Origin of the sequence: Clostridium sp. 1001283B150210_160208_E6, assembly GCF_015669365.1 — a bacterium.
In the GTDB taxonomy this organism is placed as follows: Bacteria; Bacillota; Clostridia; order Clostridiales; family Clostridiaceae; genus Clostridium; species Clostridium paraputrificum.
In genome coordinates this window covers 167,914-193,299 of record NZ_JADPAA010000006.1, presented here as the reverse complement: position 1 = coordinate 193,299, position 25,386 = coordinate 167,914, and the positions used below count along the sequence as shown (strand labels likewise).

The window sequence follows — 25,386 nt, the reverse complement described above, 5'->3', positions numbered from 1 at the left end:
TCTCCTAACTATTAACTCTAAATACATCTGTAACCCCTTTAAGTCTTCTTATCTTTTTCATAAGTTCCCTAAGTTGTTCTATAGAATCTATTTTTACCTTTATATTAATTAAAGCTTCATTTCCTTTAGCAGAATTAGCATTTAAAGCATTTAAATGTAATCCTGAATCTGTTATTACCTTCATAATATCAGATAATACTCCCATCCTATCGTCAGATTTAACTCTAACCTCTGCAACATATGAAGCACCCTTTGACATTCCCCAACTTACATCTACAACTTTATTAGGGTCATAGGCTATTAAAGATTTTAAGTTACTACAATCAGTTCTATGTACAGATACCCCTCTACCCTTTGTAATATATCCTTGTATTTCATCACCTGGTACAGGATTACAACATCTTGCAAACCTGATCATAAGATTACTTTCACCTTTTACTGTAATTCCATAATTACCTTCCTTCTTATTAACCCTATCACTTTTTGCAATGTGCTCCTCAATATTTTTAGCTATTTCTTCGTCAGATTGCTTAACCTTATCACCTAGATTTTCTTCTTTTAATCTAGATACAAAGGCAGAAGCTGATATGCTTCCCACTCCAACTGCAGCATAAATATCATCAGAGTTATGTAGATTATATCTTTTTGCAAGTCTTTCATATGAATCACCTTTAGTGATTTCTGATAGTATAACTCCCTGCTTTCTTAATTCTTTTTCAAGAAGTTCTTTACCCTTATTTATATTTTCATCCTTTTTAGCTTTTTTAAGCCAAGACTTTATCTTACTTTTAGCTTGATTACTCTTTGCTATATTAAGCCAATCCATATTAGGACCCTTAGCTGATTGAGAAGTGATTATTTCAACTATCTCTCCAGTCTTTAGCTTATAATCTAAAGGAACAATTTTTCCATTAACTTTTGCACCTATGCATCTATTTCCAACATCCGTATGTATTCTATAAGCAAAATCTATTGGTGTAGACCCACTTGCTAAATTTATAACTACCCCTTTAGGAGTAAATACAAATATTTCATCAGAGAAAAGATCTATTTTAAATCCTTCCATAAACTCTTCAGCATCTGATGTTTCCTTTTGCCACTCAAGCATATCTCTAAGCCAAGCAAGCTTCTTCTCAAAGCCCTTTTCTTTATCTTCACCTGCATCACCTTCTTTGTACTTCCAGTGAGCAGCAATACCATATTCAGCAGTTTTATGCATGTCAAAAGTTCTTATTTGTATTTCAAATGTTTTTCCTTGTGGTCCAATTACAGTTGTATGTAAAGATTGATACATATTTGGCTTAGGCATAGCTATATAATCCTTAAATCTTCCTGGTATTGGCTTATATATAGTATGAACTATACCTAAAACACCATAACAGTCCTTCACTGAATTCACTAAAATTCTAATAGCTGTTAAGTCAAAAATTTGCTCTATAGTCTTATTCTTATTAACCATTTTTCTATAAATACTATAGAAATGCTTTGGTCTTCCTTCAATATCAGAATCTATTCCAGATTCCTCTAAATTTTTATATAAATCATCAATTATACTAGAGATATACGCTTCTCTCTCTACTCTTTTTTCTGCAATTTGTCTTACTAAATCATAGTATTCTTCTTCATGTAAATATCTAAAAGAAAGGTCCTCTAATTCCCACTTAATCTTAGACATACCAAGTCTATGGGCAAGAGGTGCATATATATCTAAAGTTTCCTTTGCTTTAAGCTTTTGCTTTTCTTTAGGCATGAACTTTAGAGTTCTCATATTATGTAATCTATCTGCAAGCTTTATAATAATAACCCTTATATCTTTAGCCATTGCTAAAAGCATTTTTCTAACATTATCTGCTTGCTGTTCCTGTTTACTTTTATACTCTATTTTACCAAGCTTAGTTACTCCATTTACTAAACTTGCAATTTCTTCATTAAACATATCAGACATCTCTTTATAAGTACAATCAGTGTCTTCTAACACATCATGTAATAGTCCTGCAGCAATAGTATTTGTATCCATACCAAGCTCTGCAAGAATTTCTGCCACATCAATAGGATGAATTATATAGGGTTCACCTGATTCTCTCTTTTGAGATTTATGAGCTTCACTAGCAAAGTTATAAGCTTTTTCTATTATATCTATATCAACGTTTATACAATTGTCATTAATCTTTTTTATTAAGCTCTCAATCATAAGGCTTACTCTCCCCTAGCTATTTATTTCTAAAATCAATGGCTGGTTTATACTAACCAGCCATTCTTAATAAATATTATTATATATTATTATCCTATCTTTTTCAACAAATTAAAACTCGTAATCAACTAGAGACATTACATCATATCCTTGTAATTTATCTCTTCCATTTAGACCTGTAAGTTCAATAGCAAAATCTAAAGCTACTACTTCAGCACCAACAGTTTCTACTAGCTTGGCAACTGCTTCAATTGTTCCTCCTGTAGCTAAAAGATCATCTACTATTGCAACTCTTTGACCTTTCTTTATTGCATCTTTATGAATTTCTAAAGTATCATTACCGTATTCTAAACCATAGTCAACAGATACTGTTTCACATGGTAGTTTTCCTGGCTTTCTTACAGGCACAAACCCAACACCTAGAGCATAAGCTACTGGAACACCAAATATGAATCCTCTAGCTTCTGGTCCTACTATTAAATCAACGTTTTTATCCTTTAAGTGTTCTACAATTTTATCAATTGAGCACTTTAAAGCTTCTCCATCACCAATTAAAGTAGTGATATCTTTAAAGCTTATACCTTCTTTTGGAAAACCCTCTACCACTCTAATACTATCTTTTAAATTCATACTGCTTCCTCCAAAAATATTATTTATATAAAAATCGCCTATTCTACTTTATCAAAGCGTAAATTATTTACTACTCTTCAGGCTTTTTTAAGTTATATAAGTATTTAGAAATTTGTTCAGCTCTATCCTTATCATTTGTTATTAATAATTCAAGTATAATACGTGCATTATTAACCATTCCTACAGTGCTTCCTGTTGGAGTAATAAGTTCTATGATCTTAACGATGCTATTATCATCCAACTCTACTATATTATTTAACTCCATAACAGCCCTTAAACCATAGTTATTAGTATTAATTAAAAACTTTTTGCCCTCTTTTATTATAACTCCATTTTCACCTTTAAGGGGAACCTTTGCCCAATGCGCACCTATTAAAATCAAATCTAAATATTTGTTAATACTCTTTAGATTATAGTAGATTGCAATAGCTTGCATTAGCTTAAAAGTTAACGCACTTAAAGACAGGTTCTTATACCTGTACTGACACCCCTTTTGGTTCGGATTTATATAGACATAGCTTCTTTCCCTAACTGTCTTTTTATTTTCTAAAACAATTAGATCTATATCAAGCTCATTGCAAAGCTTTACCTCACTCTCCGACTTTAAATCAACTCCAAGTGTTATAAGTAAATCAGCTCCTAAAAAATCAATATCATTTTTTATATTATTGCAATCTATAGATTTTTTAGCATCTTCCTCTTCATATATAAGATATTCAACATCCGCATTTAAATACATTAAAATTAAACTTAAGGATGCAATAGAACATATTCCATCTACTGAAGACACACCATAAATAACAATCTTTTTTCTATTATTTACAGCGTAAACTAACTTTTCAATCGCTTTATTCATATGTCTAAGTAAAAAGGGATTATATCCAGTTATATAATTTGGACAATAAATACTCTCCCAAAATTTACGCATGACTTACTCCTCCATAAAATAAGAAAACAACTATATTATAGATGAAAACAGTCATAATATCAAACCATTTTTTAAAGTATTTACATACACACTACAAATTGTGCTTTTTATTTTTTTTATTCTACATATAGTATGCGTTTTTATTATTATTTAATTAAATATAAATCATATTCTATAAAAAAGATGGAGTGGATTTTTTTAATATGAAATTGTAATCCCCCTTTGATTTATATCTAATTAAAATTTTATACTTTCTTAGATAGTAAAAAAATCGTCAAGACGAGCTTGCCGAATCGTCGATTTTTTTTCAGCGCACTCTGGCTTTTGGAAACGCATGTGAGCAAAAGACCAGGCGCATATAATTTTCTAAAGAATAAAAAAAGTTTTCAACCTAGTTTAGGCTGAAAACTTTTATTATTATTATTATTTAGATTTTTTCTTTTTTTCTGTAACAAGTACCCATAAAGAAGGTGCTATAAATACTGATGAGAATAATCCTGAAACTATACCAATTATTATTGGGAAAGAGAATCCTCTTACAGTAGGTACAAATATATACACAGCTACTATAGTAAATAAAGTAGTTAATGTAGTATTTATTGACCTTGCCATAGTTTGAGTTACACTTTTGTTAGCAACTTCTGCTGCAGAAGTTCTTCCTGATAATTTTAGGTTTTCTCTTATTCTATCAAAAATTACTATTGTTGCATTTATAGAATAACCTACTATTGTTAATACTGCAGCTATAAATGGTGAATTAATAGAAATACCAAACACTGCAAATACGCTTATAGTTATTAATAAGTCATGTGCTAAGGCTATTAGTGCAATAACACCAAACTTAAATTCAAACCTTACTGCTATATATATAAGCATAGCTACAAATGCTATAGCTAACGCCTTTAAAGAATTAACTCTTAATTCTTTACCTACAGAAGCTCCAATCTCCTCTTGAGATACAATGGCATTTTCTGGCATCTTGTATTTTTTCTTTAATTCTTCTACTAACTTAGAAACATCCTTGCTCTCAAAATTCTTTGATTTAATTTCATACTCATTATTTTCTGCAGTATTTGTTACTGCATCAGATGCAAATCCTTTAACTATAGAATCTACTTCCTCTTTATTGTACTCTTCATCAAACTTTAAAATTATATTAGTTCCACCTTCAAAATCTATTCCGAAGTTTAAACCTTTAGCAAACATAGCAATTAACCCAATTGCTATTATAATAGCTGAAATACTAAACCATATCTTCTTTTTTTCTACAACTTTAAGCATGACTCTCTACCCCCTCTTCACTCTGAACTGAGATAGTTTTGTTAGTAATCCCATTTCTACAGCCTTATTCATAAAGAATTTAGTAACAATCAACGCTGTAAATAAACTTACTACTATACCTATAAGTAAAGTTATAGCAAAACCTTTTACTGTTCCTGATCCTAGGAAGTAAAGTACTAAAGCTGCTATTATAGTTGTAATATTGGAATCCATTATTGATGATGTTGCATTTTCAAATCCCTTTTCTACAGCACTTCTAATTGACACACCTTTTTTAAGCTCTTCTCTTATTCTTTCAAAAATTAGCACATTAGCATCTACAGCCATACCTATTGTTAATAGAACTCCTGCAATTCCTGGTAAAGTTAAGGTAACACCTATTTCACCAAATAAGAATAATATTAATGCAATAAATAATGTTAATGCTAAACAAGCTATAGCTCCTGGTACTCTATAATAAATAATCATAAATGCAAAAATTAGTCCTATACCAATTAAAGCTGCTTTTAAAGCATTTGGAAGTGCTTCTTCTCCAAGTTGTGCTCCTACAGTTTTTACTGAAGCTGCTTTTACAGTAACAGGTAAAGCCCCTGCATTAATTAATCCTGCAAGTCTCTTTGCATCATCTGCGCTTTTGCTTCCTGTAATTACCGCAGAACCATTTGTTATTACGCTATTTACTGTTGGATTTGTTAAAACTTCATCATCCATATTAACTGAAATTGATTGACCTAAGTACTCTTTAGTTGCATCAGCAAACTTTTTAGTTCCATTCTCATTTAGTTCTAGTGCAACTTGTGGCAACCCATTTTCATCTGATGTTGCTGTAGCCTTACTTACGTCTTGTCCTGTTAAGATAACATCCCCTTTTGGAGATTTAAAAGTTAACTCACCAGTTTTCCCTAAGCTTTCTACTATTTCCCCCGAATCAACTTGTGCTGGAATATCAATTCTTATTCTTCTATCCCCTTCAGTTGAAACTACTGTTTCTGCTACCCCTATTTTGTTTACTCTTAGAGATAATTGCTCTTTTGTTTTCTCTAAGTCTTCCTTGCTTACTTCTTCGTCTTGAATTTCCATAACAACAGAAACACCGCCTTGAAGGTCAAGTCCCTTTGTTATAGTTTCCGAAAACGGTTTAATTCTCCACCCTGCAACTTCAGCTCCTTTATAACCTACAAAAGCAAATAGGATTATAGCTAAAGTACAAAGTATAAATAATGCTGAACTTTTGCCCTTTGTCTTCATTTTTATCCTCCTCAGTACTAGGTTCGAATTTCACATTGTATTTTTACATTATAGCATATTGGTAATATATATAAAAGATTTTTTACAGATTTATCCCTAGTATTCCTGATATAGTACCAACTCCAAAACAGCCTATTAACTTATATATTTGTGTTATATCAAAAGCAAAACTTCCGTTTATAACAGAGCTAAACACAAATATAAATATAAAGAAAAGTAAACCTACTATACCACCAGTAAGCCATCCCTTTTCTCCATTGTTTCTTGCTGCAAGCACTGCTCCTATTACAAGAGAAACTACTGTTATTACTGTAAAAATAATGCTATATATATTATCATTTAGCTCAAACTTAATCATAGCTAAAGATAATATTAACATAAGCATAAATGTTAATAGCACTGCACCAATCCAACCCTTTAAAACTGATTTTACAAAACTTCTATTTTCATCCATATAAAACACCCCCTGATACTAAATTTTATGAAGTATCAAGGGGTACTATTCTAGTCTTCTTTATATATTTTATTTGCTATTGCATTTTTAGTCATTTTTAATCTTGCTCTATCTGGACCTGATTCAAGAACCATATTGTCTCCATCAAGAGAAATTATTTTTCCTATTATTCCACCTCTAGTCATGATTTCATCATTAACTTGTAGGTCATCTAACATTTGCATATATTGCTTTTTTCTCTTCTTTTCTGGTAATAGTAGTACTAAATAAAATACTACAAATACTATTAACATAGGTACTAATGATGCTATTATCTCCATTCTTTTATTTCCTTCCTTCCCTTTTGTAAAACTAACCTTATGAATGTTAATTCAACATCCTTTTAAAGTAGTTTACAATTCTTTATTATCTTTGTCAATATTATGCTTTAATGTTCCAATCTTTTAGCTTTTGTTCTTTAAACTCTTTATAATAGCCACCATCAATAGCTGCTCTTATATCTTCCATAAGCTTATTATAGAAATATAAATTATGTAGAACGCATAATCTCATGGCAAGCATTTCTTTAGCTTTAAATAAGTGTCTAATATATCCTCTAGTATAACTCTTGCATGCTGGACATTGACAACCTTCATCTATAGGTCTCTTATCTAATTCAAACTTTGCATTCATTAAATTAATCTTACCATCTTTAGTGAATACATGACCATGTCTACCATTTCTAGCAGGAAGTACACAGTCAAAGAAGTCTACCCCTCTATCAACAGCCTCTAATATATTAGCAGGAGTCCCTACTCCCATTAAATATATTGGTTTATCTTCTGGAAGGTATGGTACAACAGCATCTATAGTTTCATACATCTCCTCATGAGTTTCTCCAACTGCTAAACCACCTATAGCATATCCATCTAAATCCATCTTAGCAATAGTTTTTGCATGCTCTATTCTTATATCCTTAAATGTTGCTCCTTGGTTTATACCAAATAACATTTGTTCCTTATTAATTGTTTCTGGAAGTGAATTTAATCTATCCATTTCCGCCTTACATCTTTCAAGCCATCTAGTTGTTCTTGCCACTGACTTTTCAACATATTCTCTTGATGAAGGTATTGGAATACATTCATCAAAGGCCATTGCAATAGTTGATGCTAGATTGCTTTGAATTTGCATCGATTCCTCAGGTCCCATAAATATTTTCTTACCATCTATATGTGAACTAAAGTAAACTCCTTCTTCCTTTATCTTTCTCATTCCTGATAAAGAGAAAACTTGGAATCCACCTGAATCTGTAAGTATTGGTCTATCCCAATTCATAAATTCATGTAATCCACCCATTTTATATACAACCTTATCACTAGGTCTTAAATGAAGGTGATATGTATTTGAAAGCTCTACTTGGCATCCTATTTCCTTTAAATCCATTGATGATACAGCGCCCTTTATTGCAGCTAATGTACCAACATTCATAAATACTGGTGTTTCTATTGTTCCATGAGGTGTAACAAATCTACCTCTTCTTGCTTTTCCATCCTTCTTTAGTAAAGTATATCTCTTTGACAAAAAATTCACTCCTTATTTTATAAACATTGCATCTCCAAATGAGAAGAATCTATACTTTTCTTTAACTGCTTCATTATAAGCATTTAATACATGCTCTTTTCCAGCTAAAGCTGACACTAACATAATAAGCGTTGATTCTGGCAAGTGGAAATTTGTAATTAAGTTATCTATAGTTTTAAACTTATATCCTGGATAAATAAAAATATTAGTCCATCCAGTTTGAGCTTTAACTAATCCATTATCATCTGCAATAGTTTCTATAGTTCTTGTAGATGTTGTTCCTACAGATATTACCCTATTTCCTCTCTTCTTTGTATCATTTATTATTTGTGCATTTTCTTCATCTAATACATAAAACTCAGAATGCATATCATGACTTTCTATATCTTCAACCTTTACTGGTCTAAAAGTACCTAAACCAACATGTAAAGTTACATATGCAATATTTATACCCTTATCTTTTATCTTTTGTAATAATTCTTCTGTAAAGTGAAGTCCAGCTGTTGGTGCTGCTGCTGATCCCTCTTCCTTAGAATATACAGTTTGATATCTTTCTTTATCTTCTAATCTTTCATGAATATATGGTGGAAGTGGCATTTCTCCTAATGAATCTAAAACTTCTTCAAATATTCCTTCATAGAAAAACTGAACTATTCTATTACCATTTTCTAAAACTTCAACAACTTCTGCCTTTAATTTACCATCACCAAAGGTAAATCTTCTTCCTTCTCTTGCACTTTTTCCAGGCTTAGCTAAGCATTCCCACTTATCTCCCTCTAATCTTTTTAAAAGTAAGAACTCTATTTTACCACCTGTATGTTCCTTTTCTCCTATTAGTCTAGCTGGTAAAACCCTAGTATTATTTAATACTAAAGTATCTCCCTTTTCTAGATAATCAATAATATCATAAAATCTCTTATGTTCTATCTCTCCAGTTTCTTTGTTTAAAACCATTAATCTAGATGTATCTCTCTTTTCTAGAGGATGTTGTGCAATTAACTCCTCTGGAAGATAAAAATCAAAATCAGATACCTTCATATCCTTCACTTCTCCTAACTATTGAAAAAACTTTTTTGTCCTTCATGTACATTTTTCTTATTCATTGCTCTTCCTAAGTGCTTATATGCTTTTTCTGTAGCAACTCTCCCCCTAGGCGTTCTAACTATAAAACCTCTTTGAAGAAGATATGGCTCATAAACATCTTCAAGGGTTCCAAGTTCCTCGCCTACAAAGTAGGATAATGTTTCAATCCCAACAGGGCCTCCCCCAAAGTTATCTATTATAGCCTCTAAAATTTTATTGTCAACTCTATCAAAACCTTCATTGTCTACCTCTAAAAGTCCTAAGGCTTCTCTAGCCTCTTTTAAGCTTATTAAGTTATCTGAATATACTTCTGAATAATCTCTAACTCTCTTTAATAGCCTATTTGCTATTCTTGGTGTACCTCTAGATCTTCTCGCTATTTCTATAGCCCCTTCTTCTGTTATGTTACATCCAAAAACTAAAGCACTTCTAATTACTATCTCCTTTAATTGTTCCACTGTATAATATTCCATAGAACATAATACACCAAATCTATCTCTAAGTGGAGATGTAAGCATTCCTATTCTTGTAGTTGCTCCAATTAAGGTGAACTGTGGCAAATCCAATCTTATAGATTTTGCTGCTGCTCCCTTACCTATAACTATGTCAAGTGCGTAGTCTTCCATTGCTGGATAAAGTATTTCTTCTACACTTCTATTTAGTCTATGTATTTCATCAATAAATAAAACATCATTATCTTTAAGAGATGTTAAAATAGCTGCCAAGTCCCCTGCTCTCTCAATTGCAGGTCCTGAGGTTATCTTTAAATCCCCCCCCATTTCCCTGGCAATAATATTAGCCAAAGTAGTTTTACCTAGTCCTGGAGGTCCATATAAAAGAACATGGTCTAAAGCTTCCCCTCTTTTTTGAGCTGCTTTTATAAATATATCTAGTCTCTCTTTAACCTTATCTTGACCAATATATTCACTTATTTTTTGAGGTCTAAGACTTAATTCTCCCTTTGAATCTTCCTCTAACTCGGCAGGAGTAATTATTCTTTCCATATTTCATCCCCCTATCCCATTAATACTTTTAAACATTCCTTAATAACATTTTCTACCGTATCATTCTTATTAGCCTTCTTTAATGCTAATTCAGCTTCTTTTTCGCTGTATCCAAGAGCTAATAAAGCTCCCATTACTTCGCTTAAAGTTGATGCATAGTTATTATCTTCATTAAAGTCATTATCCATATCAATTTGATCTTTATCAATAACCATATCTTCCTTCTTAAGCTTATCTTGAAGTTCCAATATGATTCTTCCTGCTGTCTTTTTACCTATTCCAGGTGCTCTACATATATGTTTTTCATCACCCATCATTATTGCATACTTTAAGTTAGTTACTCTACTTATTGATAATAAAGAAAGAGCTGCCTTAGCCCCAACCCCATTTATACTTAGTAATAACTTAAACATCTGTAATTCTTCTTTACCTATAAATCCATAAAGACCTATAAAATCTTCTCTAACTATTTGCTCTACATAAAGCATTACTTCTTCACCTGATTTTGGCAACTCCGCCATAGTAGCTCCTGAAGTAAATATTTTATATCCAATTCCATTGTTTTCAACTACTACATAATCTTTATTTATACCTATATACTTACCTTTTATATACTCGTACATTATTTATTCCTCCGAAATCATAGTGAAAGTATGTTCCCCTAATACTTTATCATTTAAGCTATAATCTTTCAAGGACTTAAAAACATAATAAAGGTGTGAATCATTCAATTCACACCTTTATTTGTAATAGTTTCACTATATATAAAGAAGTATTAAGCTATTGTTAACTTATGCCTGTCAAATCTAATTTTGCGTCTTCTTTTGTGTCATATACATATTGATACTTTTTAATAGCTTCTTGGTCTAATGGTTTTAAATCAGTGAATTTTGCTCCATTTCTATAGACATCAGCTTTTTCATCTTCAATCTCTAACTCACCCTTATCATTAGACTTATAAATTGCTAAGTATCCTTCATATTCTCCAATATAATATTTATTAGGCTCTAGCTCAGACTTTAAGTCCTTGTTATAGTATACTGTATCCGATGTACTTACATCAAAAGTATATCCATATTGACTTAAAACATCTGTTAACTCATCTTGAGTAATGCTTCCTTCTAATCCGTATTCATCAATAACTTCATCTAAGGTCTTTTCAGCCTCTCTGCTACCATTTTTCTGTAATACTACTTTAACATTATCATTTAGATACTTATTACTTGAATTGGCATTTGTAGATGCTTCATTAGTATCTTCCCCTTTGTTTTTGCTTTTTACATATATATCAGTAGCCATATAACTAATTAAGAAAATACTTGTTAATGCTAGTATACCTAATATTATTTTTTTGCTTCCTTTTTTCATTATAATCAACTCCCTATAAGAAATTATTGCCTCCAACTCCATTTAGTATTCATAAAGTTAAATATTTTTATGCAATATTATAAATAATTTGAAATAAACAAACCTTTTCTTAATAGTTTTCATAAAATAGTTAATTAAAAGAACTAATTTTGGAGATGTCTGTATTGGAGAATAATTATAGGGATTTTAAATGTACTTATTACGAGCCACAATTTCCTGCTCAACATCAAATGATTCAACCAGGAATAGAATCCATAATGCGCCCTCTTCCTATCTTTGATAACCCTAATTATAAAGGTAGTGATAAATTAAGAGGAAAAGTAGCCCTTATAACTGGTGGAGACAGTGGTATAGGTCGTGTTGTTGCTGTAGCTTTTGCTAAAGAGGGGGCAGACCTAGCCATTTCCTACTTATATGAAGAAGATGATGCTAAATACACTAAAGACTATGTTGAAAAATATGGTGCAAGATGTTTATTAATAGAGGGTGATATATCCTCAAAAGAGTTTTGCCATAAAATTATAGATAGAACCATAAAGCACTTTGGTAAACTGGATATATTAATTAACAATGCAGGTGTTCAATGGCCTCATGATAATGGAATAGAATGCATATCACAATATGAGCTAGAACTTACTTATAAAGTTAATATTTTTCCCATGTTTTATCTTGTACAAGCTGCCCTTCCTCATTTAAGATCAGGCTCAGCTATTATTAATACTGCATCTGTAACTGCATATAAAGGTCCAGAAGATTTAATTGATTATGCCTCTACAAAAGGAGCCGTTGTAACTTTCACACGCTCACTATCAAATTCTCTTATCAAAAAAGGTATACGTGTAAACGCAGTTGCCCCTGGTCCAATTTGGACCCCTTTGATTGTTTCAAGCTATTCAGCAGATAAAATGGCCACCTTTGGTCTAGATGTTCCCATGAAGCGTGCAGGCCAACCTTATGAACTTGCTCCAACATACGTTTATCTTGCATCTGAAGACTCTTCATATGTTACAGGGCAAGTTTTACATGTTAATGGTGGAACTATGGTAGATAGCTAATATCTTATTTTTTAGGATTAAACAAACTTTATTAGGATTTCTTGAAATTATCCACAATTTAATAATAGATATAAATTTCCTAAAGAATAAAAAAAGCTGAGGGATTCTCCCTCAGCTTATTATTTCTTTTCCTTTATAAAACTCCTTATAGATAAAACTACATACCCTATTGTGCAAGTCACCATAATATGTAGCCCTAGTGCTGCAAGGTTATAGGATTCATTATTTATGTACACTGTTTTATCAAACAAGAAAAATATAGTTAATAAACACACTATACTAGATAGCACTAAATTAAATCCTCTACTATATAATTTCCCAGTTAGCTTAGTAAATAGTATAAAGGCAAGTGGAATTAGTATTACCCACCCTTGTTGCTGAAAGCCATTATAACTTATAGAATCTAGCTTTACCCAATCCATAAATAAAGACATTATACCCGCTATAAAAAACACTATATATACTTTATTATCCTTAGATATATTCTTGAAATCCATATCTTCCCCCATAAATTGTACTTTATGAGAATTATATTACATTTCAGTAGTTCTATCAAACAAATTAGTATGTACCTTTTTCATATTCTTTATAAAAGTCTTCTGTTTCTTTATTTTCTTGAGATTTTTCATCCTCTAAAAAATAATCTTGCTTTTCTTCATCTTCTAAGAATTCTTCCTCTGGTGGAACACCAAATTTCATATATTCTGGCTCATCCATCTTATTAACAGCTTCTACAGTTGGTTTATTTATAAAAACTAAGGTTCCACAAAAAAATAATGAAAGTACAATTACCCCATCAATCATAATTTTTATTTTATCTTTTTTCATAATCTAAACTCCTAAAAATAATATTTTGCTTAGTGTGTGCAACAATTACTAAAAAAATACCAATCTCTAATTATTAGTTAGCATATTGTTTTAAATACTTAAAGAAATAAATATATAGTAAAAATGTATGTTTCAAAAAAATATATATGGAATAGCTTTGGATATAACAAGGGTGGGGGGATATTTATTTTGCTCCTTCCGTCGAAATCTCTAAGTCACATCAAAACAAATATCCCCCCACTCCTACTAAAGGTAAGGAAAATATAAAATTATTATCCTTGATTTTATATTTTCCTAAAGAATAAAAAATGAGCTGCGCACTAATTATATAGTGCCACAGCTCACTCTAAAAAACTTTATCATATTCTATTTACTATTAGACTTTTCTCTGCTCATTAATATAATGTTTACTCCACTTAATACCAATAGAGCCAATACTAATAGACCCAAACTTTCATCTCCAGTTTTAGGTGGATTTGATGACTCTGTTTTATTATCTTCAATTTCATCATTACTACCACCATTTGGCTTTTCTTCTTTATCTTCAAGACCATTAATCGCCTTTTGAAGCTTATCTATTAATTCTTCCAATTCATCACTAGAAGTAATTCCTTCATCAACTTTTGCTTTTACTTCATTTAGTACTTCTAGGAATCTAGTCTTACTTTCTTCTGTCTTATTAGACAAGTCAATATTTTCTGCCTCTTTTATTAAATCTAATAATGACTTGATATCTAATTCAGGCTCCTTTGAATTTTCTACTGTAAGAGTCTTAAACTCCATCATACGTTTATTCTCATGGATTATTCTTACAATAATTTCATCTCCATTTTCAACTACTGTATCTACGCCTTGTGCTATCTCCTCAAGTCCATTGTTATTGCGCTTCATAACTGTTATTTGTGCATTTACATCATTAGCTTCTGCGTTAACTGAAATTTTATTAGTCTTGTTACCTAAATCAATTTTGCCTTCTGAAATATCTAGAACATTTCTATTAACATCAATCTTTTTAAAGCCTTCTAAAATATCCGCATAACGCATAACATGAACACTATGGATATCTTTAGTTATTCCATCCTTAGCAACAGCTTCAAAAGCAACACTAACTACTCCATTATAAACAGGAACTGTAACCTTTGCATTATTTCCATCTTGAATCACTTCATAATTTATTCCATGATCATAATTCTTTGCTAAAAGCTTGTCTGTACATTCTGATAATTTAACATTAAATGTTATAGAATTATCTTTTTTATCAGTATTAATAAAGGAATTTTTGCTTGATATATTTATTTCACCATATCCAACAGCATTAATTGACTCAATTCCTGCCTTATTACTTTTTATTTTCTTTAATTTAATAGTTCCAAAATCACCACTAACTGTATCCTTACCTGTAACATCTATTACTGACTTAGTATTATTGTCATAGTTTACTAAATATAGCTTTGTTAATTCCTCTGGAATGGTAAGGGTATCCCCATTAACTATTTTGGTACCATTTATATAAAAGCCTTTTTGAGATTGCGGCTTATAATTAAATGTTTTACTAATTACATTTGAATATTTACCGCTAGGTAATTGTGATACCACAAACACCTTATATTCCCCATTTTCTGTAGCTTTAAAGCTATTGCCATTCACAACATATGTGTTATTGCCAGGCTCACTAACTATTAACATACTATTACCTTTATAGGTTGAATCAAAGCTAATATTAATATTATCATTACTATCAGATAAATAACTTAAATTAAAAATTTCAAACTTAGACTCATCATTAGTCATAATTGCTAATGAATCCTTTGCTAGAACCTCATCTAACCTTCCTTCTCCTAATTTAATGTCTGTAACTGTAACATTTTTATTAGTTTGTCCAGCTCCCCAACATGCAACTGCAAGCTTAAGATCATTTCCAAAGCTTGATATATCAACGCTTTGTACCTTATTCTTCTTGCCATCAACTATAGAATATAAATTAACTGTTTTGCCTTGCTTTTCTATTGCAAAAGTTGCTTTTGTAATTTCATTTTCACTAATGTCCCCTGTTGAATACTCACTTCCTGTAGCATTAACTTCATGAACAGTTCCAAATCCATCAGCATGAGCACGTTTACCTACGGATAAATAGTTGTTACGATCAACTGTTCCATCCTCATTCTTTTTCATAATTAAGAAATATGCTGAGTCCCAGTTATTTGCCATACGTCCTGGTAATCCATCAATTGTCGCTACTCCTGTAAAATTGTTGGTATCAATATTTTCTAAATCAATAGTAACCAAGTTATTTAATGTATTATCGCTTCCCCATAAATCATTACCAGCTTTACGAGTTATTGTAATACTATCATCTGAAATTTTTGAATTGCTATCTTTGTCTTCAATATTTATTAAAGAGTTTAAAACCTTTTGATCATCTTTACCATTTACTATAACAAAGACTGTTTTTTCACTTCCCTTATATCTTGCTGTAATTCTTGCTAAACCTGTTTTTAAACCATAGAAAGTATTTCCTTCTAGTTTTACAATTTCAGAATCATGAATTGTATATTCTATTTCACTTGGATTAATATTTCCTTTAGCCTCAAAGCTTGTACCATTATCTCCATTAATAGTAATTACCTCTGATTTAAATTCAAGCTCATTTCCAGAGGTATTTTCAGAGCTTAAAACTGTTATTTCCTTCTTATTAGACTCAATAATAGTACCATTCCAAACATAGTATGCAAAAACCTCTGCTGTACCTTCTTTGTTTGCAGTCATCTTTCCATTACTATCAACGCTTACCACTTCAGGATTAGTTGATGCATATTGTATATTGCTAATAACATCTGAAGGTTCAGTTTTTTCTCTATTAGTTAGTATATTTAAATCATCTTTAAGATTTAAGTTTTTACTATCCATGCCCTCAATTAAGACATTCTTTCTTAACCCATCATCATAATAGTTGTTTTCTACAACAACATTTTTACTATTTTTAAATTCTAATACATTAGCTACAGTTCCTGAATTAGATTCTGGACCTCCTGGTAATGATGTTGGTCCAGTTACAACATTTCCATCATAAGTTAGTTCTAAATTGCTATTGTTACCTACATATAATTTGTTAGAACCTTCTATACTTAAATCAACGCTTGGATCTAATCTATATATTTCATTATTTCTAAATGTTAGATTCTCAACACTTTCAGCACGTAAAGCCCCATCACTTTCTAAATAGAACTTATTTTCTTCAATCAAAATATTCTTATGAATAGGGTTGGATTCATCTGGTAATCCTCCACCTTTAGTTACTGGATGAAAATATATTGCTGGAGCATACTTCCACCAAGTACGACCTAAACTACGTATTTTAAATGTATTATTTCTTATTTCTAGGTCACGAATTGGACCTGACTCATACCATTCATCAGAATCATTTGAGAAAAATAATGTTGCCATTGAAGGAGCTTCAAAATAATTGTCTTCAATAACTATTTTCTTACGTGATGTTGCTAATATCATACGAGTAAATACATTTTTAAACTCGTTGTTTTTAATATAAATCTCTGGAGTGTATGTTGCATTTTCAGCTACAAACTTTGGTTCATTTCCAACTTTCTCTGTTAAATAATCTGGTACTTCTTCTTCAAATTCAACAATCATCTCTTTAAGATTATCTTTTGATGGTCCTTCTACACTTTTTACTGTATATTCCTTTTCATTATCACTTGACTCTAGTGTATCACGACTATAAAATACAACCTTATCTCCTGGATGATATTGTGGAAATCCTCCTTGTTGATTATGAATATATTTTAATCTCAATGTATTGCTATCTAACTTTTCTTCTACACGAGTAAATGTCCCATGAATATTAATAGGGTCATCATGAGTATTATTGAAGAAGGAATTTTTTATTTCTATCTTTCCTTTTGCACCTGAAATATGAATTCCATCAGCAAAACTTGAAGTATTACGTCCTGTTTCAATATCTGTTTCCATACGTATGCCGTCAAAAGAAACGTTTTCTGCCATTTGAACTAAGAAACCAAACCCATGCATGTATGATATCTTTGTATTAATTACATTAATATCTTTACTTTCCCATACAAAAGCACCAGCTGTTGGACGCTCAGCATTTGATACTAATTGAAAGTTCATTCCCTTTACAATTTCAAAAGCTGGATTTGAATTATATTTAATTCTAACTCTTGAATCATCTAACTGCTCTATTGATTGTGCATTTGTAAATGGGTTAGAATTCGAATAATATGATCTTCCCATTAACTCTGTTGGATACTTTACTGATATACCATAATTACGATGATCATTCTTTTCTGTCCAATAGTATCCTCCATCAGATTTTTGTTCTGACTTCCATATAATATTCGCTCCTTGAATTTCATAATTAAGATATTCAGGAATAAAATAATCAATAGTCTTATTTTCATTATCATAATCAAGCACAGTCATCTCAGAAGTTGTAGGAATTTGATAATCTATATTTACATTCTTTACTGTTATATTCTCTGAGTGCATAATAGCTAAAGCCATCATATCTCCATTAATAATAAACTGTGATCCATTTCCATCTATAGTTAAATTATTTTGGTTCTCAATTAAAATACCAATTGATTTATTAGGAAAACGTACACTATCTGTATTTGATGTATGTACCTCTCTTACTGGAGCATTCTCTTTATGAATTTGATAAATACCTTTATCAAACTTTAAAGTAACCTTATCCCCATTCTCACCTATTTCCCTAATAGCTTCAAACATATTAACTAAAGCTTTAGCATTATCTTTTTCACCTGTTGAATCAAGTCCATAATCACTTGCATAAACTACGATTCCTTCATCACTTTTTTCCATAGCTTTTACTGATGAAATACTTACATTTGAAATAAGTACTGCTAGCACAGTAAAATAAACTATTGCTTTTCGAAATATACGTTTCATTTTTCCCTCCTTATGAGTTGATATTATTTTTTACAGTAAAATTTAAAACTATCCTCCTTTTCAGAAAACGTTTTCTGTTTTTCCAATTTTATAGTATCATCTCATAATTTGAAAATACATATAAAATATTACTTAAAATATATAAAAAACTAGGATTAGCTTTAAACTAATCCTAGTTTATATATACCTTTCTTACTATATAGCTATTTAGAGAATACCTCACTGTAACCACATCTTTTACATAACTCTTCTACTCTCTTTCTACAAGAAAAACCTTCAAATATGTTTCTAGCCCTTTCTCCTTCAAGTATAGATTTTAAACTTTCATTATAAATATTGCCTAAAGATATATTGCCTTCCCCATCTAAGCAACATGGAACCACCGTTCCATCTACCAATATTCCAAAATGATCTCTTAGTCCATGACAGAATCCACTATCCCCTAACGGTTCAATATCCATAGTTGGCCATTGAAATTTTTCTGCTCCATTCAAATATATTCTATCCTTTATCTTTACCCTTCTCTTTTCCTCTAAAACCTTCATTACATCATCTTCATACCCAAACTTCATATTAATAAGCTTGGTTATTTTCTCATTTAGCTCATTTTCCCCCTTGGTCTTCTCACCATCAAAATTCCATAATCTCATTGAACATATTATATCTGTATTTCTATTTGCTTCATCTATAAAACTTAAAACATCATTAAAATATTCTTCAAAAGTTATTTTACTATCATTAGCTTCAAAACTATGAAGTGAAATATTAACTTGTCTTAGGGACTTTGCATTCAGAAGTATTTCTTTATTCTTCTTTAAGAGGGTTCCATTTGTTGTTATGTTAACTTTTATTCCCTTTTTATATGCCTCATCTAAAAACACTTCTAAACTAGGATTTAATAAAGGCTCCCCCATAAGATGGAGATAAATATAATCAGTATATGGACTTACTTCATTAAGTATATGCACAAACTTTTCCTCATCTAAAAAGCTTTTGGCTCTCTTTGTTAATGGGCAAAAACTACAACTTAAATTACATACATTTGTTATTTCAATATAAACTCTTTTATACTTTTTCATTATTCTGTACCTACTTTTTAAAATTCTTAATCATACATTATTTTATAACACTAAGATATAAGAAATACAAATATAAAATTTCACTTGTATAATTTTATATTCTGTGTTATTCTAATTGAGCAGTTGGTACAATAGTGCTGATTACTTGGGAGCTTAGTTTGTCTTTCGCCGGATGCTAAGCTCCCTTTTATTTTATGAATTTTTTATTCCCTCTTGTGAAAAACTACAGTGATAGGTTTTTTAGGAGGGATTTTGTTGTTAGAGGAATTATTGAATAATTATTTACCAGTCTTGATACACCTTTTAGAATTAATGGGAGTAATAGTGGTTGTTATAGGTGCTGTTTCTGCCTTTTATAAATATATAATGAGTATATTTTCTAAAAAGAAGTATCCAATCAAGTACACCTTTGCTAATAACCTAGCTATGGGTCTTGAATTTAAGCTAGCTGGAGAAATATTAAAGACTGTATTAATTAAAAATATAGATGAGTTATGGATAATTGCTGCTGTAAGTTTACTTAGAGGATTTCTTGCCCTACTTATCTATTGGGAAATGAAGAATGAAAAAAGTGAAACTACACAATAAAAGGAGCTGTACTATTGCTACAGCTCCTTTTTATATGTCTTTAATTACCTTTCATTTCATCCATGCATCGTTTACAAATTGCATTATGCTTGTCTCCTTGGTTTTTATCAACATAATAATCCGATAAACTCTTCATCTTATGACACATCTTACACCTTTTTATAACCTTAGATCTTGACATTCTTTAACACCTCCCACTTTAAATCTATTCTCAATTATGTATATTTAGAATATTAGTTAACTAACACTATATTATTTAAGTAAATATATACACATGAGGTAATAAGCAGATATAATATATACTAAAGAAAGGAGTGGTTTCATTGAAAAAAAGGATATTATCTATTATACTCATATCTTTTTCTATGCTTTTATTTACAAGCTGTTCTGAAAATAATGTTGATAAAAATAATGAACAAGATCATGTTGAGGCCTCTTCCCCAGAAACAGATATAAAAAATGAAGATAATAAAGAAGATTTATCAGATTCAAATACAGGTAAAGCTGAAGAAAAACCAGATACTAATGTTTCAGTGCTTCCTCCAGAAAAAACTACTGATAAGGTGAAAAAAGAAGAAACACCTGCAACTCCTAAAACTGTTTCTAAATCTTTAAGATTATACCTATACAACCCAGCATCTGATAAATATATATATCTAAGTAAAAATGTTAATATAACTGACAATGCTATAGTAACAGCTATCATAAATGAATTTAAAAATCCTCCTAATTCTTCTTATGTAGCCATAAACCCTAATGCAGGAGTTTCTAGTGCAAAGGTAAATAAGGAGGCTAATCTTCTAACTGTAGATTTTAATAATTCCATTTTACCTAATAATATAGGTGGTGGAGTTGAAGGGGCATTTATTCAAGGGATTGTTAATACTTTAGGCTATAATTTAGGAGTGTCTAATGTTCGTATAACTATAAATGGAAAAGGATACTCTTCTGGTCATATAGATTTAGGAAGTAGCGATTATTTTAGCGTAAACTACAAGGGTTGGAATCCAATTAATTAAAAAGGTTGGAGGATATTTATTTTGCTTGTTCCGTCGCTTAGTCCATAGATTTTTACTTTTCTTGTTCCGTCGCAGGCTCCAAGTCACATCAAAACAAATATCCCCCCACTCCTACTAAAGGTAAGGAAATTATAAAATTATTATCCTTAATTTTATATTTTATAATATGGAAATGTAATAATACCTTTGATTTATATCTAATTAAAATTTTATAATTTCCTAGACGTCAAAAAAGATGTTGCAAAATAATTTATTTGCAACATCTTTTTTATTATTCCTCCCAACCTTCTGGGAACTCTGCATTATGGTAAACATCAGTTACATCGTCATCATCATCTAATAGATCTAACATCTTTTGGAACTTCTTAGCATCATCTTCTTTGATTTCAGTATATGTATCTGGAACCATCTTTACAGCTGCTTCTAAGAATTCAATTCCTTCTGCTTCTAATGCTTCTCTAACTGTACCAAAATCTTCAGGTGTAGTAGTAACAATGAAAACTTCTTCTTCTGCTGCAAAATCTTCTGCACCAGCATCTAAAGCTAACATCATCATTTCATCTTCATCTCTATCTTCTTTTTCTATTACAATTTCACCTTTTTCTTGGAACATGAATCCTACACAACCTGTAGTTCCCATATTTCCACCACCTTTAGTGAATGCACTTCTAACATTACCTGCTGATCTATTTTTATTATCAGTAAGAGTTTCAACAATTACAGCAACTCCACTAGGGCCATAACCTTCATATACAATTTTTTCGTAGTTTACTGAATCAAGTTCTCCTTCTGCCTTCTTAATAGCTCTGTTTATGTTGTCATTAGGCATATTAGCAGCTTTTGCCTTTGCAATAACATCTCTTAGCTTTGCATTTGTATCAGGGTTAGCGCCACCGTTCTTTATAGCTAATGCTAATTCTTTACCTATTTTAGTAAATATCTTTCCTCTTTTAGCGTCTGCTTTACCTTTTTTGTTTTGAATGTTATGCCATTTTGAGTGTCCTGACATGCTTATTCCTCCTATCTTTATTTTTTATAAAACCTATAAAATTATATCATATACTTTTAGGAAATAAAAGAAGTGGTTATTCTATTCCTTTGTACAACCTATTTTCTTCCTTGAAATATATACCTTCCTCACTTTTTGCAATAACTACTTTTCCATTTGTAGAATTAACAAATTCATTTTCTATAGTCTCCACAATACTTTTTTCAGTTAATATGTGTACAGTAACTGAATCTGTATATTCTGTATCTTCTATATGCCAATTATTTTGGCCACATATATATTGTATTTTACCAAAAAGATCATAATCAATATTAGCAGATAGCTTTAAGCCTTCTACTTTTTCTACAACACCTGCAGCCTTTACAGCAATAGATGCCCCTTTAGTATAAGCTCTAGTTAACCCTCCTGCTCCTAAAAGAATTCCTCCAAAATATCTAGTTACAACTACTGCACAATCAGTAATTCCACTCTTTTTCATTACCTCTAAAATAGGAATTCCTGCTGTCCCTTGAGGCTCACCATCATCTGAATATCTTTGAATCCCCATATTTTGACCAATTACATATGCCCAACAATTGTGCCTAGCTTGCTTATGCTTATTCTTTATTTCAGCAACAAAGGCTTTGGCATCCTCTTCATTCTCAACTCTCTTTGCATACCCAATAAATTCTGATTTCTTTTCTTCAAAGGAATCTTCACCAAAATTTCTTATTGTTATATATGCCATGTTTCTAATTCCTCTCTTATTAATTTAAGTCCTTTTTTTATTTTCCCTTCATCTGTCTGGGAAAATCCTATTCTAAAGTTTCTATCCCCATCTCTCATATTTCTAAAAAACAATACTCCAGGTGTTATATAAACATTCTTCTTACTCAATCTTAAAAACAGCTCTCTAGATGTAATTTCTTCATCTGCTATTTTAAGATAAAATGTAAGTCCTCCCCCTGGTTTATTACAAGTAACCATATCACCTAGTTCTTCATCTATAAGTTTAGACATTAATTCATATCTTTTCTTATACTCAACATTTAAATATGAGATATTATCCTTCCATGCCCCATCTTTTATGTATAGCTCTAAAGCTCTTTGCATTAAACTTGATGTTGCAATATCTGTATTAAACTTAGAGTTTTGCATACTTTCCCTAAATATATTTGGAGTAACTATATATCCAATTCTTATACCTGGTAAAAATATTTTAGAAAAACTCTTTATATAAATAACTCTATCACTTCTATCAAGCCACTTAAACGGAATATATTCCACTGATTCTTCATAAATAAGCTCTGATAAATAATCATCCTCAATTATATAAAAATCATATTTTTCTGCTAGTTCAATAAGCTTTTTCTTCTTTTCTAAACTATAGCTTACACCTGTTGGATTTTGAAAATAACTCATAGTATAAAAACATCTTATTCTATTCTTTTTTAGTATTTCCTCAAAATCCTCTAGATTTACTCCGTCCTTTTCCATCTCAACTTCAAATATATTAGCTCTTCTCCACTTAAATACAGAAAGAGCACCACCATAAGTTGGTTTTTCCACTATAACATTGTCATTAATATTTAATATAGCCTTAGATGCAATATCAATTCCTTGTTGTGCACCTGAAACTATTAATATATTCTCGTTATCTATGCTATTATCCCAAAATACTTCATTAATAGTATATCTTAAATTTTCATACCCTAAAGCATTTTGTGAAATTAAAGCTTCTGCTCCATCTCTATCAAGAACTTTATTAATAATACTTTTAAACTCATCTATAGGAAATACCACTTCATTATTTGTTTCCCCTGCAAAATCTATAGCATCCTTAGTATTTCCTGATGATAATTTTCTAAATACTCTTGAATATTCCTTAGAGAAACTAGGACGTATTTCTTTTACTTTTGCATAGGTTCCACTCCCAACCTTTTGATATGCAAAGCCATCATTTTGAAGTTTATTGTATGCATTAATAATAGTTACCTTATTAACCCCTAAATACTTAGTGTATTCTCTTATTGTAGGAAGTTTTTCTCCATCTTCTATATTCTTACTTTCTATAAGCTTTTTTATATGATTAGAAATTTGAACATACTTTGGTATTTCTTCCTGAAAAATCACATTATAAATATCCCTCATAATATACCATCCAATTTTAAATTACTTTATGTGCATATACATTTTCATCAAGTATTAAATTACCTTCTTCATCATATAAAGCCCTACTTTTCTTAGAAATAACATCTCTCTTTGCAAGCTCTTTTAATATATTTTCCATTTTTATATCAAATTCTTTAAATGCATCATAAGATCTAATTTCATGAGAATTCATATATTCATATTGTCCACAAAGATAATCTATTAAAGCGCTAGATGCCCTAACAATATTTCCATCTAAAAAGCTCTCTATATAATTTATAGTATCCTTAATAGTTTTTTCATTTATAGGCTCCATAAACAACTTGTCTACCACTTCTCTAAAGTTATTACTTAAGTTTGTAGCCATAACTAAAGAATCCTTTGTTACTGTGTATCCGTTTAAATTAATTAACAATTTTGAAAAGCTATCTAAAGTTCTAATTAAAACTTCATAGGACGTTTTAAGCCTTCCATTTTGTAAATACTTTTTACTTATGCCTATATCCTTAAGAAGCTTGCCTAAATAAACTAAATTCCACACCTCTGTATGGGATATCATAGTATATCTGGAATTATTGTAAGCTGAACTTATTTCATTATCCCTTGAAAATACTAATTTTGAATTACATAACAACTTTTTAGCAAAGCCCTTTTTTCCATCATTCTTATAAAGTTCTAGGAAAGAGTTTTTATTTAATATCTTTGTATGCACTGGAACTCCCTTTACCTCTGAATAAACATCTCTTATTTTTTCAAAGCCATCTTCATATATAAGAAACAAATCTATATCAGATTCTTCCCACACATCTCCAGATACAATACTACCAAATGTAAATAGTGCTACAACCTTCTTATTTTTATTAATTTGATTTACAACAGTTTGAAATGCATCCTGTAATTCTAATACAGTTTTAGCCATATTTTCTCTCCTTTCCTTAAAATTATTTATTTACATTATATATTAAAATCCCTCCTTAAAAAAGT

General features: G+C 30.6%; 24 protein-coding genes. 3 read left to right on the top strand and 21 right to left on the bottom strand.

All coding sequences use genetic code 11. The features are described 5' to 3' along the window. Window positions 1-4 precede the first annotated feature (4 nt). The 12 genes from I4V16_RS08985 to I4V16_RS08930 form a co-directional block, all read right to left on the bottom strand. A complete protein-coding gene (locus I4V16_RS08985; RefSeq protein WP_049180115.1) occupies window positions 5-2,191 on the bottom strand; it encodes a bifunctional (p)ppGpp synthetase/guanosine-3',5'-bis(diphosphate) 3'-pyrophosphohydrolase in 2,187 nt (728 codons plus the stop codon). 111 nt (window positions 2,192-2,302) lie between these two features. After that, on the bottom strand, window positions 2,303-2,821 hold the full coding sequence (locus I4V16_RS08980) for an adenine phosphoribosyltransferase (RefSeq protein ID WP_049180114.1): 519 nt from the start codon (window positions 2,819-2,821) through the stop codon (window positions 2,303-2,305). 70 nt (window positions 2,822-2,891) lie between these two features. Then, window positions 2,892-3,749 carry a DHH family phosphoesterase gene (locus I4V16_RS08975; protein WP_049180113.1) on the bottom strand — a complete coding sequence of 286 codons (858 nt, stop codon included), beginning with the start codon at window positions 3,747-3,749 and terminating at the stop codon, window positions 2,892-2,894. Between the two features lie 423 nt (window positions 3,750-4,172). Then, window positions 4,173-5,030 (bottom strand): protein translocase subunit SecF, encoded by an 858-nt coding sequence (secF, locus tag I4V16_RS08970; protein ID WP_195542001.1) that lies wholly within the window; start codon window positions 5,028-5,030, stop codon window positions 4,173-4,175. A gap of 6 nt (window positions 5,031-5,036) precedes the next feature. After that, complete coding sequence (gene secD / locus I4V16_RS08965; protein ID WP_195542000.1) at window positions 5,037-6,278, bottom strand: protein translocase subunit SecD; 1,242 nt, start codon at window positions 6,276-6,278, stop codon at window positions 5,037-5,039. An 82-nt stretch (window positions 6,279-6,360) separates the two neighbouring features. Beyond that, window positions 6,361-6,732 carry a TIGR04086 family membrane protein gene (locus tag I4V16_RS08960; protein ID WP_049177674.1) on the bottom strand — a complete coding sequence of 124 codons (372 nt, stop codon included), beginning with the start codon at window positions 6,730-6,732 and terminating at the stop codon, window positions 6,361-6,363. A 50-nt stretch (window positions 6,733-6,782) separates the two neighbouring features. After that, window positions 6,783-7,052 (bottom strand): preprotein translocase subunit YajC, encoded by a 270-nt coding sequence (yajC, locus tag I4V16_RS08955; protein WP_049177675.1) that lies wholly within the window; start codon window positions 7,050-7,052, stop codon window positions 6,783-6,785. Window positions 7,053-7,152: 100 nt separating this feature from the next. Continuing rightward, window positions 7,153-8,292: a tRNA guanosine(34) transglycosylase Tgt gene (gene tgt, locus I4V16_RS08950; RefSeq protein ID WP_049177676.1), complete on the bottom strand. Its 1,140-nt coding sequence runs from the start codon at window positions 8,290-8,292 to the stop codon at window positions 7,153-7,155. A gap of 12 nt (window positions 8,293-8,304) precedes the next feature. Beyond that, window positions 8,305-9,330, bottom strand: coding sequence for a tRNA preQ1(34) S-adenosylmethionine ribosyltransferase-isomerase QueA (gene queA, locus I4V16_RS08945; protein WP_195963202.1), 1,026 nt, complete (start codon window positions 9,328-9,330; stop codon window positions 8,305-8,307). Between the two features lie 14 nt (window positions 9,331-9,344). Then, entirely contained in the window at window positions 9,345-10,379 is a 1,035-nt protein-coding gene (gene ruvB / locus I4V16_RS08940) for a Holliday junction branch migration DNA helicase RuvB (protein ID WP_027099634.1), read from the bottom strand. A gap of 11 nt (window positions 10,380-10,390) precedes the next feature. Further along, window positions 10,391-11,002 carry a Holliday junction branch migration protein RuvA gene (ruvA, locus tag I4V16_RS08935; RefSeq protein ID WP_049177678.1) on the bottom strand — a complete coding sequence of 204 codons (612 nt, stop codon included), beginning with the start codon at window positions 11,000-11,002 and terminating at the stop codon, window positions 10,391-10,393. A gap of 163 nt (window positions 11,003-11,165) precedes the next feature. Then, the gene (locus I4V16_RS08930; RefSeq protein WP_195966638.1) at window positions 11,166-11,747 is read right to left on the bottom strand and encodes a hypothetical protein; all 582 of its coding nucleotides are present in this window, start codon (window positions 11,745-11,747) and stop codon (window positions 11,166-11,168) included. 164 nt (window positions 11,748-11,911) lie between these two features. Between I4V16_RS08930 and I4V16_RS08925 the strand changes: the two genes are divergently transcribed. Further along, window positions 11,912-12,802 carry an SDR family oxidoreductase gene (locus I4V16_RS08925; RefSeq protein ID WP_243282796.1) on the top strand — a complete coding sequence of 297 codons (891 nt, stop codon included), beginning with the start codon at window positions 11,912-11,914 and terminating at the stop codon, window positions 12,800-12,802. 119 nt (window positions 12,803-12,921) lie between these two features. On the opposite strand, the gene I4V16_RS08920 is transcribed toward I4V16_RS08925, so the two are convergent. From I4V16_RS08920 to I4V16_RS08905, 4 genes are all read right to left on the bottom strand, one after another. Beyond that, window positions 12,922-13,299: a hypothetical protein gene (locus tag I4V16_RS08920; RefSeq protein WP_195966637.1), complete on the bottom strand. Its 378-nt coding sequence runs from the start codon at window positions 13,297-13,299 to the stop codon at window positions 12,922-12,924. A 64-nt stretch (window positions 13,300-13,363) separates the two neighbouring features. Beyond that, window positions 13,364-13,630: a hypothetical protein gene (locus tag I4V16_RS08915; RefSeq protein WP_049179543.1), complete on the bottom strand. Its 267-nt coding sequence runs from the start codon at window positions 13,628-13,630 to the stop codon at window positions 13,364-13,366. A 366-nt stretch (window positions 13,631-13,996) separates the two neighbouring features. Next, window positions 13,997-18,577, bottom strand: coding sequence for an Ig-like domain-containing protein (locus tag I4V16_RS08910; protein ID WP_195966636.1), 4,581 nt, complete (start codon window positions 18,575-18,577; stop codon window positions 13,997-13,999). Window positions 18,578-18,780: 203 nt separating this feature from the next. Then, window positions 18,781-19,656: a radical SAM/SPASM domain-containing protein gene (locus I4V16_RS08905; protein ID WP_195966635.1), complete on the bottom strand. Its 876-nt coding sequence runs from the start codon at window positions 19,654-19,656 to the stop codon at window positions 18,781-18,783. A gap of 255 nt (window positions 19,657-19,911) precedes the next feature. On the opposite strand from I4V16_RS08905, the gene I4V16_RS08900 reads away from it, so the two are divergent. After that, complete coding sequence (locus tag I4V16_RS08900) at window positions 19,912-20,244, top strand: DUF1622 domain-containing protein (RefSeq protein WP_049177178.1); 333 nt, start codon at window positions 19,912-19,914, stop codon at window positions 20,242-20,244. A 40-nt stretch (window positions 20,245-20,284) separates the two neighbouring features. On the opposite strand, the gene I4V16_RS08895 is transcribed toward I4V16_RS08900, so the two are convergent. Further along, on the bottom strand, window positions 20,285-20,425 hold the full coding sequence (locus I4V16_RS08895; RefSeq protein WP_153246598.1) for a hypothetical protein: 141 nt from the start codon (window positions 20,423-20,425) through the stop codon (window positions 20,285-20,287). Between the two features lie 142 nt (window positions 20,426-20,567). On the opposite strand from I4V16_RS08895, the gene I4V16_RS08890 reads away from it, so the two are divergent. Beyond that, window positions 20,568-21,263, top strand: coding sequence for a GerMN domain-containing protein (locus I4V16_RS08890; RefSeq protein WP_111937116.1), 696 nt, complete (start codon window positions 20,568-20,570; stop codon window positions 21,261-21,263). Between the two features lie 271 nt (window positions 21,264-21,534). Here the strand turns inward: I4V16_RS08890 and I4V16_RS08885 are convergent, their stop codons facing one another. The 4 genes from I4V16_RS08885 to I4V16_RS08870 form a co-directional block, all read right to left on the bottom strand. After that, window positions 21,535-22,272, bottom strand: coding sequence for a YebC/PmpR family DNA-binding transcriptional regulator (locus tag I4V16_RS08885; RefSeq protein WP_049177181.1), 738 nt, complete (start codon window positions 22,270-22,272; stop codon window positions 21,535-21,537). Window positions 22,273-22,348: 76 nt separating this feature from the next. Further along, the gene (locus I4V16_RS08880; RefSeq protein WP_195572225.1) at window positions 22,349-22,999 is read right to left on the bottom strand and encodes a YigZ family protein; all 651 of its coding nucleotides are present in this window, start codon (window positions 22,997-22,999) and stop codon (window positions 22,349-22,351) included. Next, complete coding sequence (locus I4V16_RS08875) at window positions 22,987-24,402, bottom strand: PLP-dependent aminotransferase family protein (protein ID WP_049177184.1); 1,416 nt, start codon at window positions 24,400-24,402, stop codon at window positions 22,987-22,989. The genes I4V16_RS08880 and I4V16_RS08875 overlap by 13 nt, the downstream gene beginning before the upstream one ends. A 16-nt stretch (window positions 24,403-24,418) precedes the next feature. Beyond that, window positions 24,419-25,321: a nucleotidyltransferase domain-containing protein gene (locus I4V16_RS08870; protein ID WP_049177185.1), complete on the bottom strand. Its 903-nt coding sequence runs from the start codon at window positions 25,319-25,321 to the stop codon at window positions 24,419-24,421. Between the last annotated feature and the right edge of the window lie 65 nt (window positions 25,322-25,386).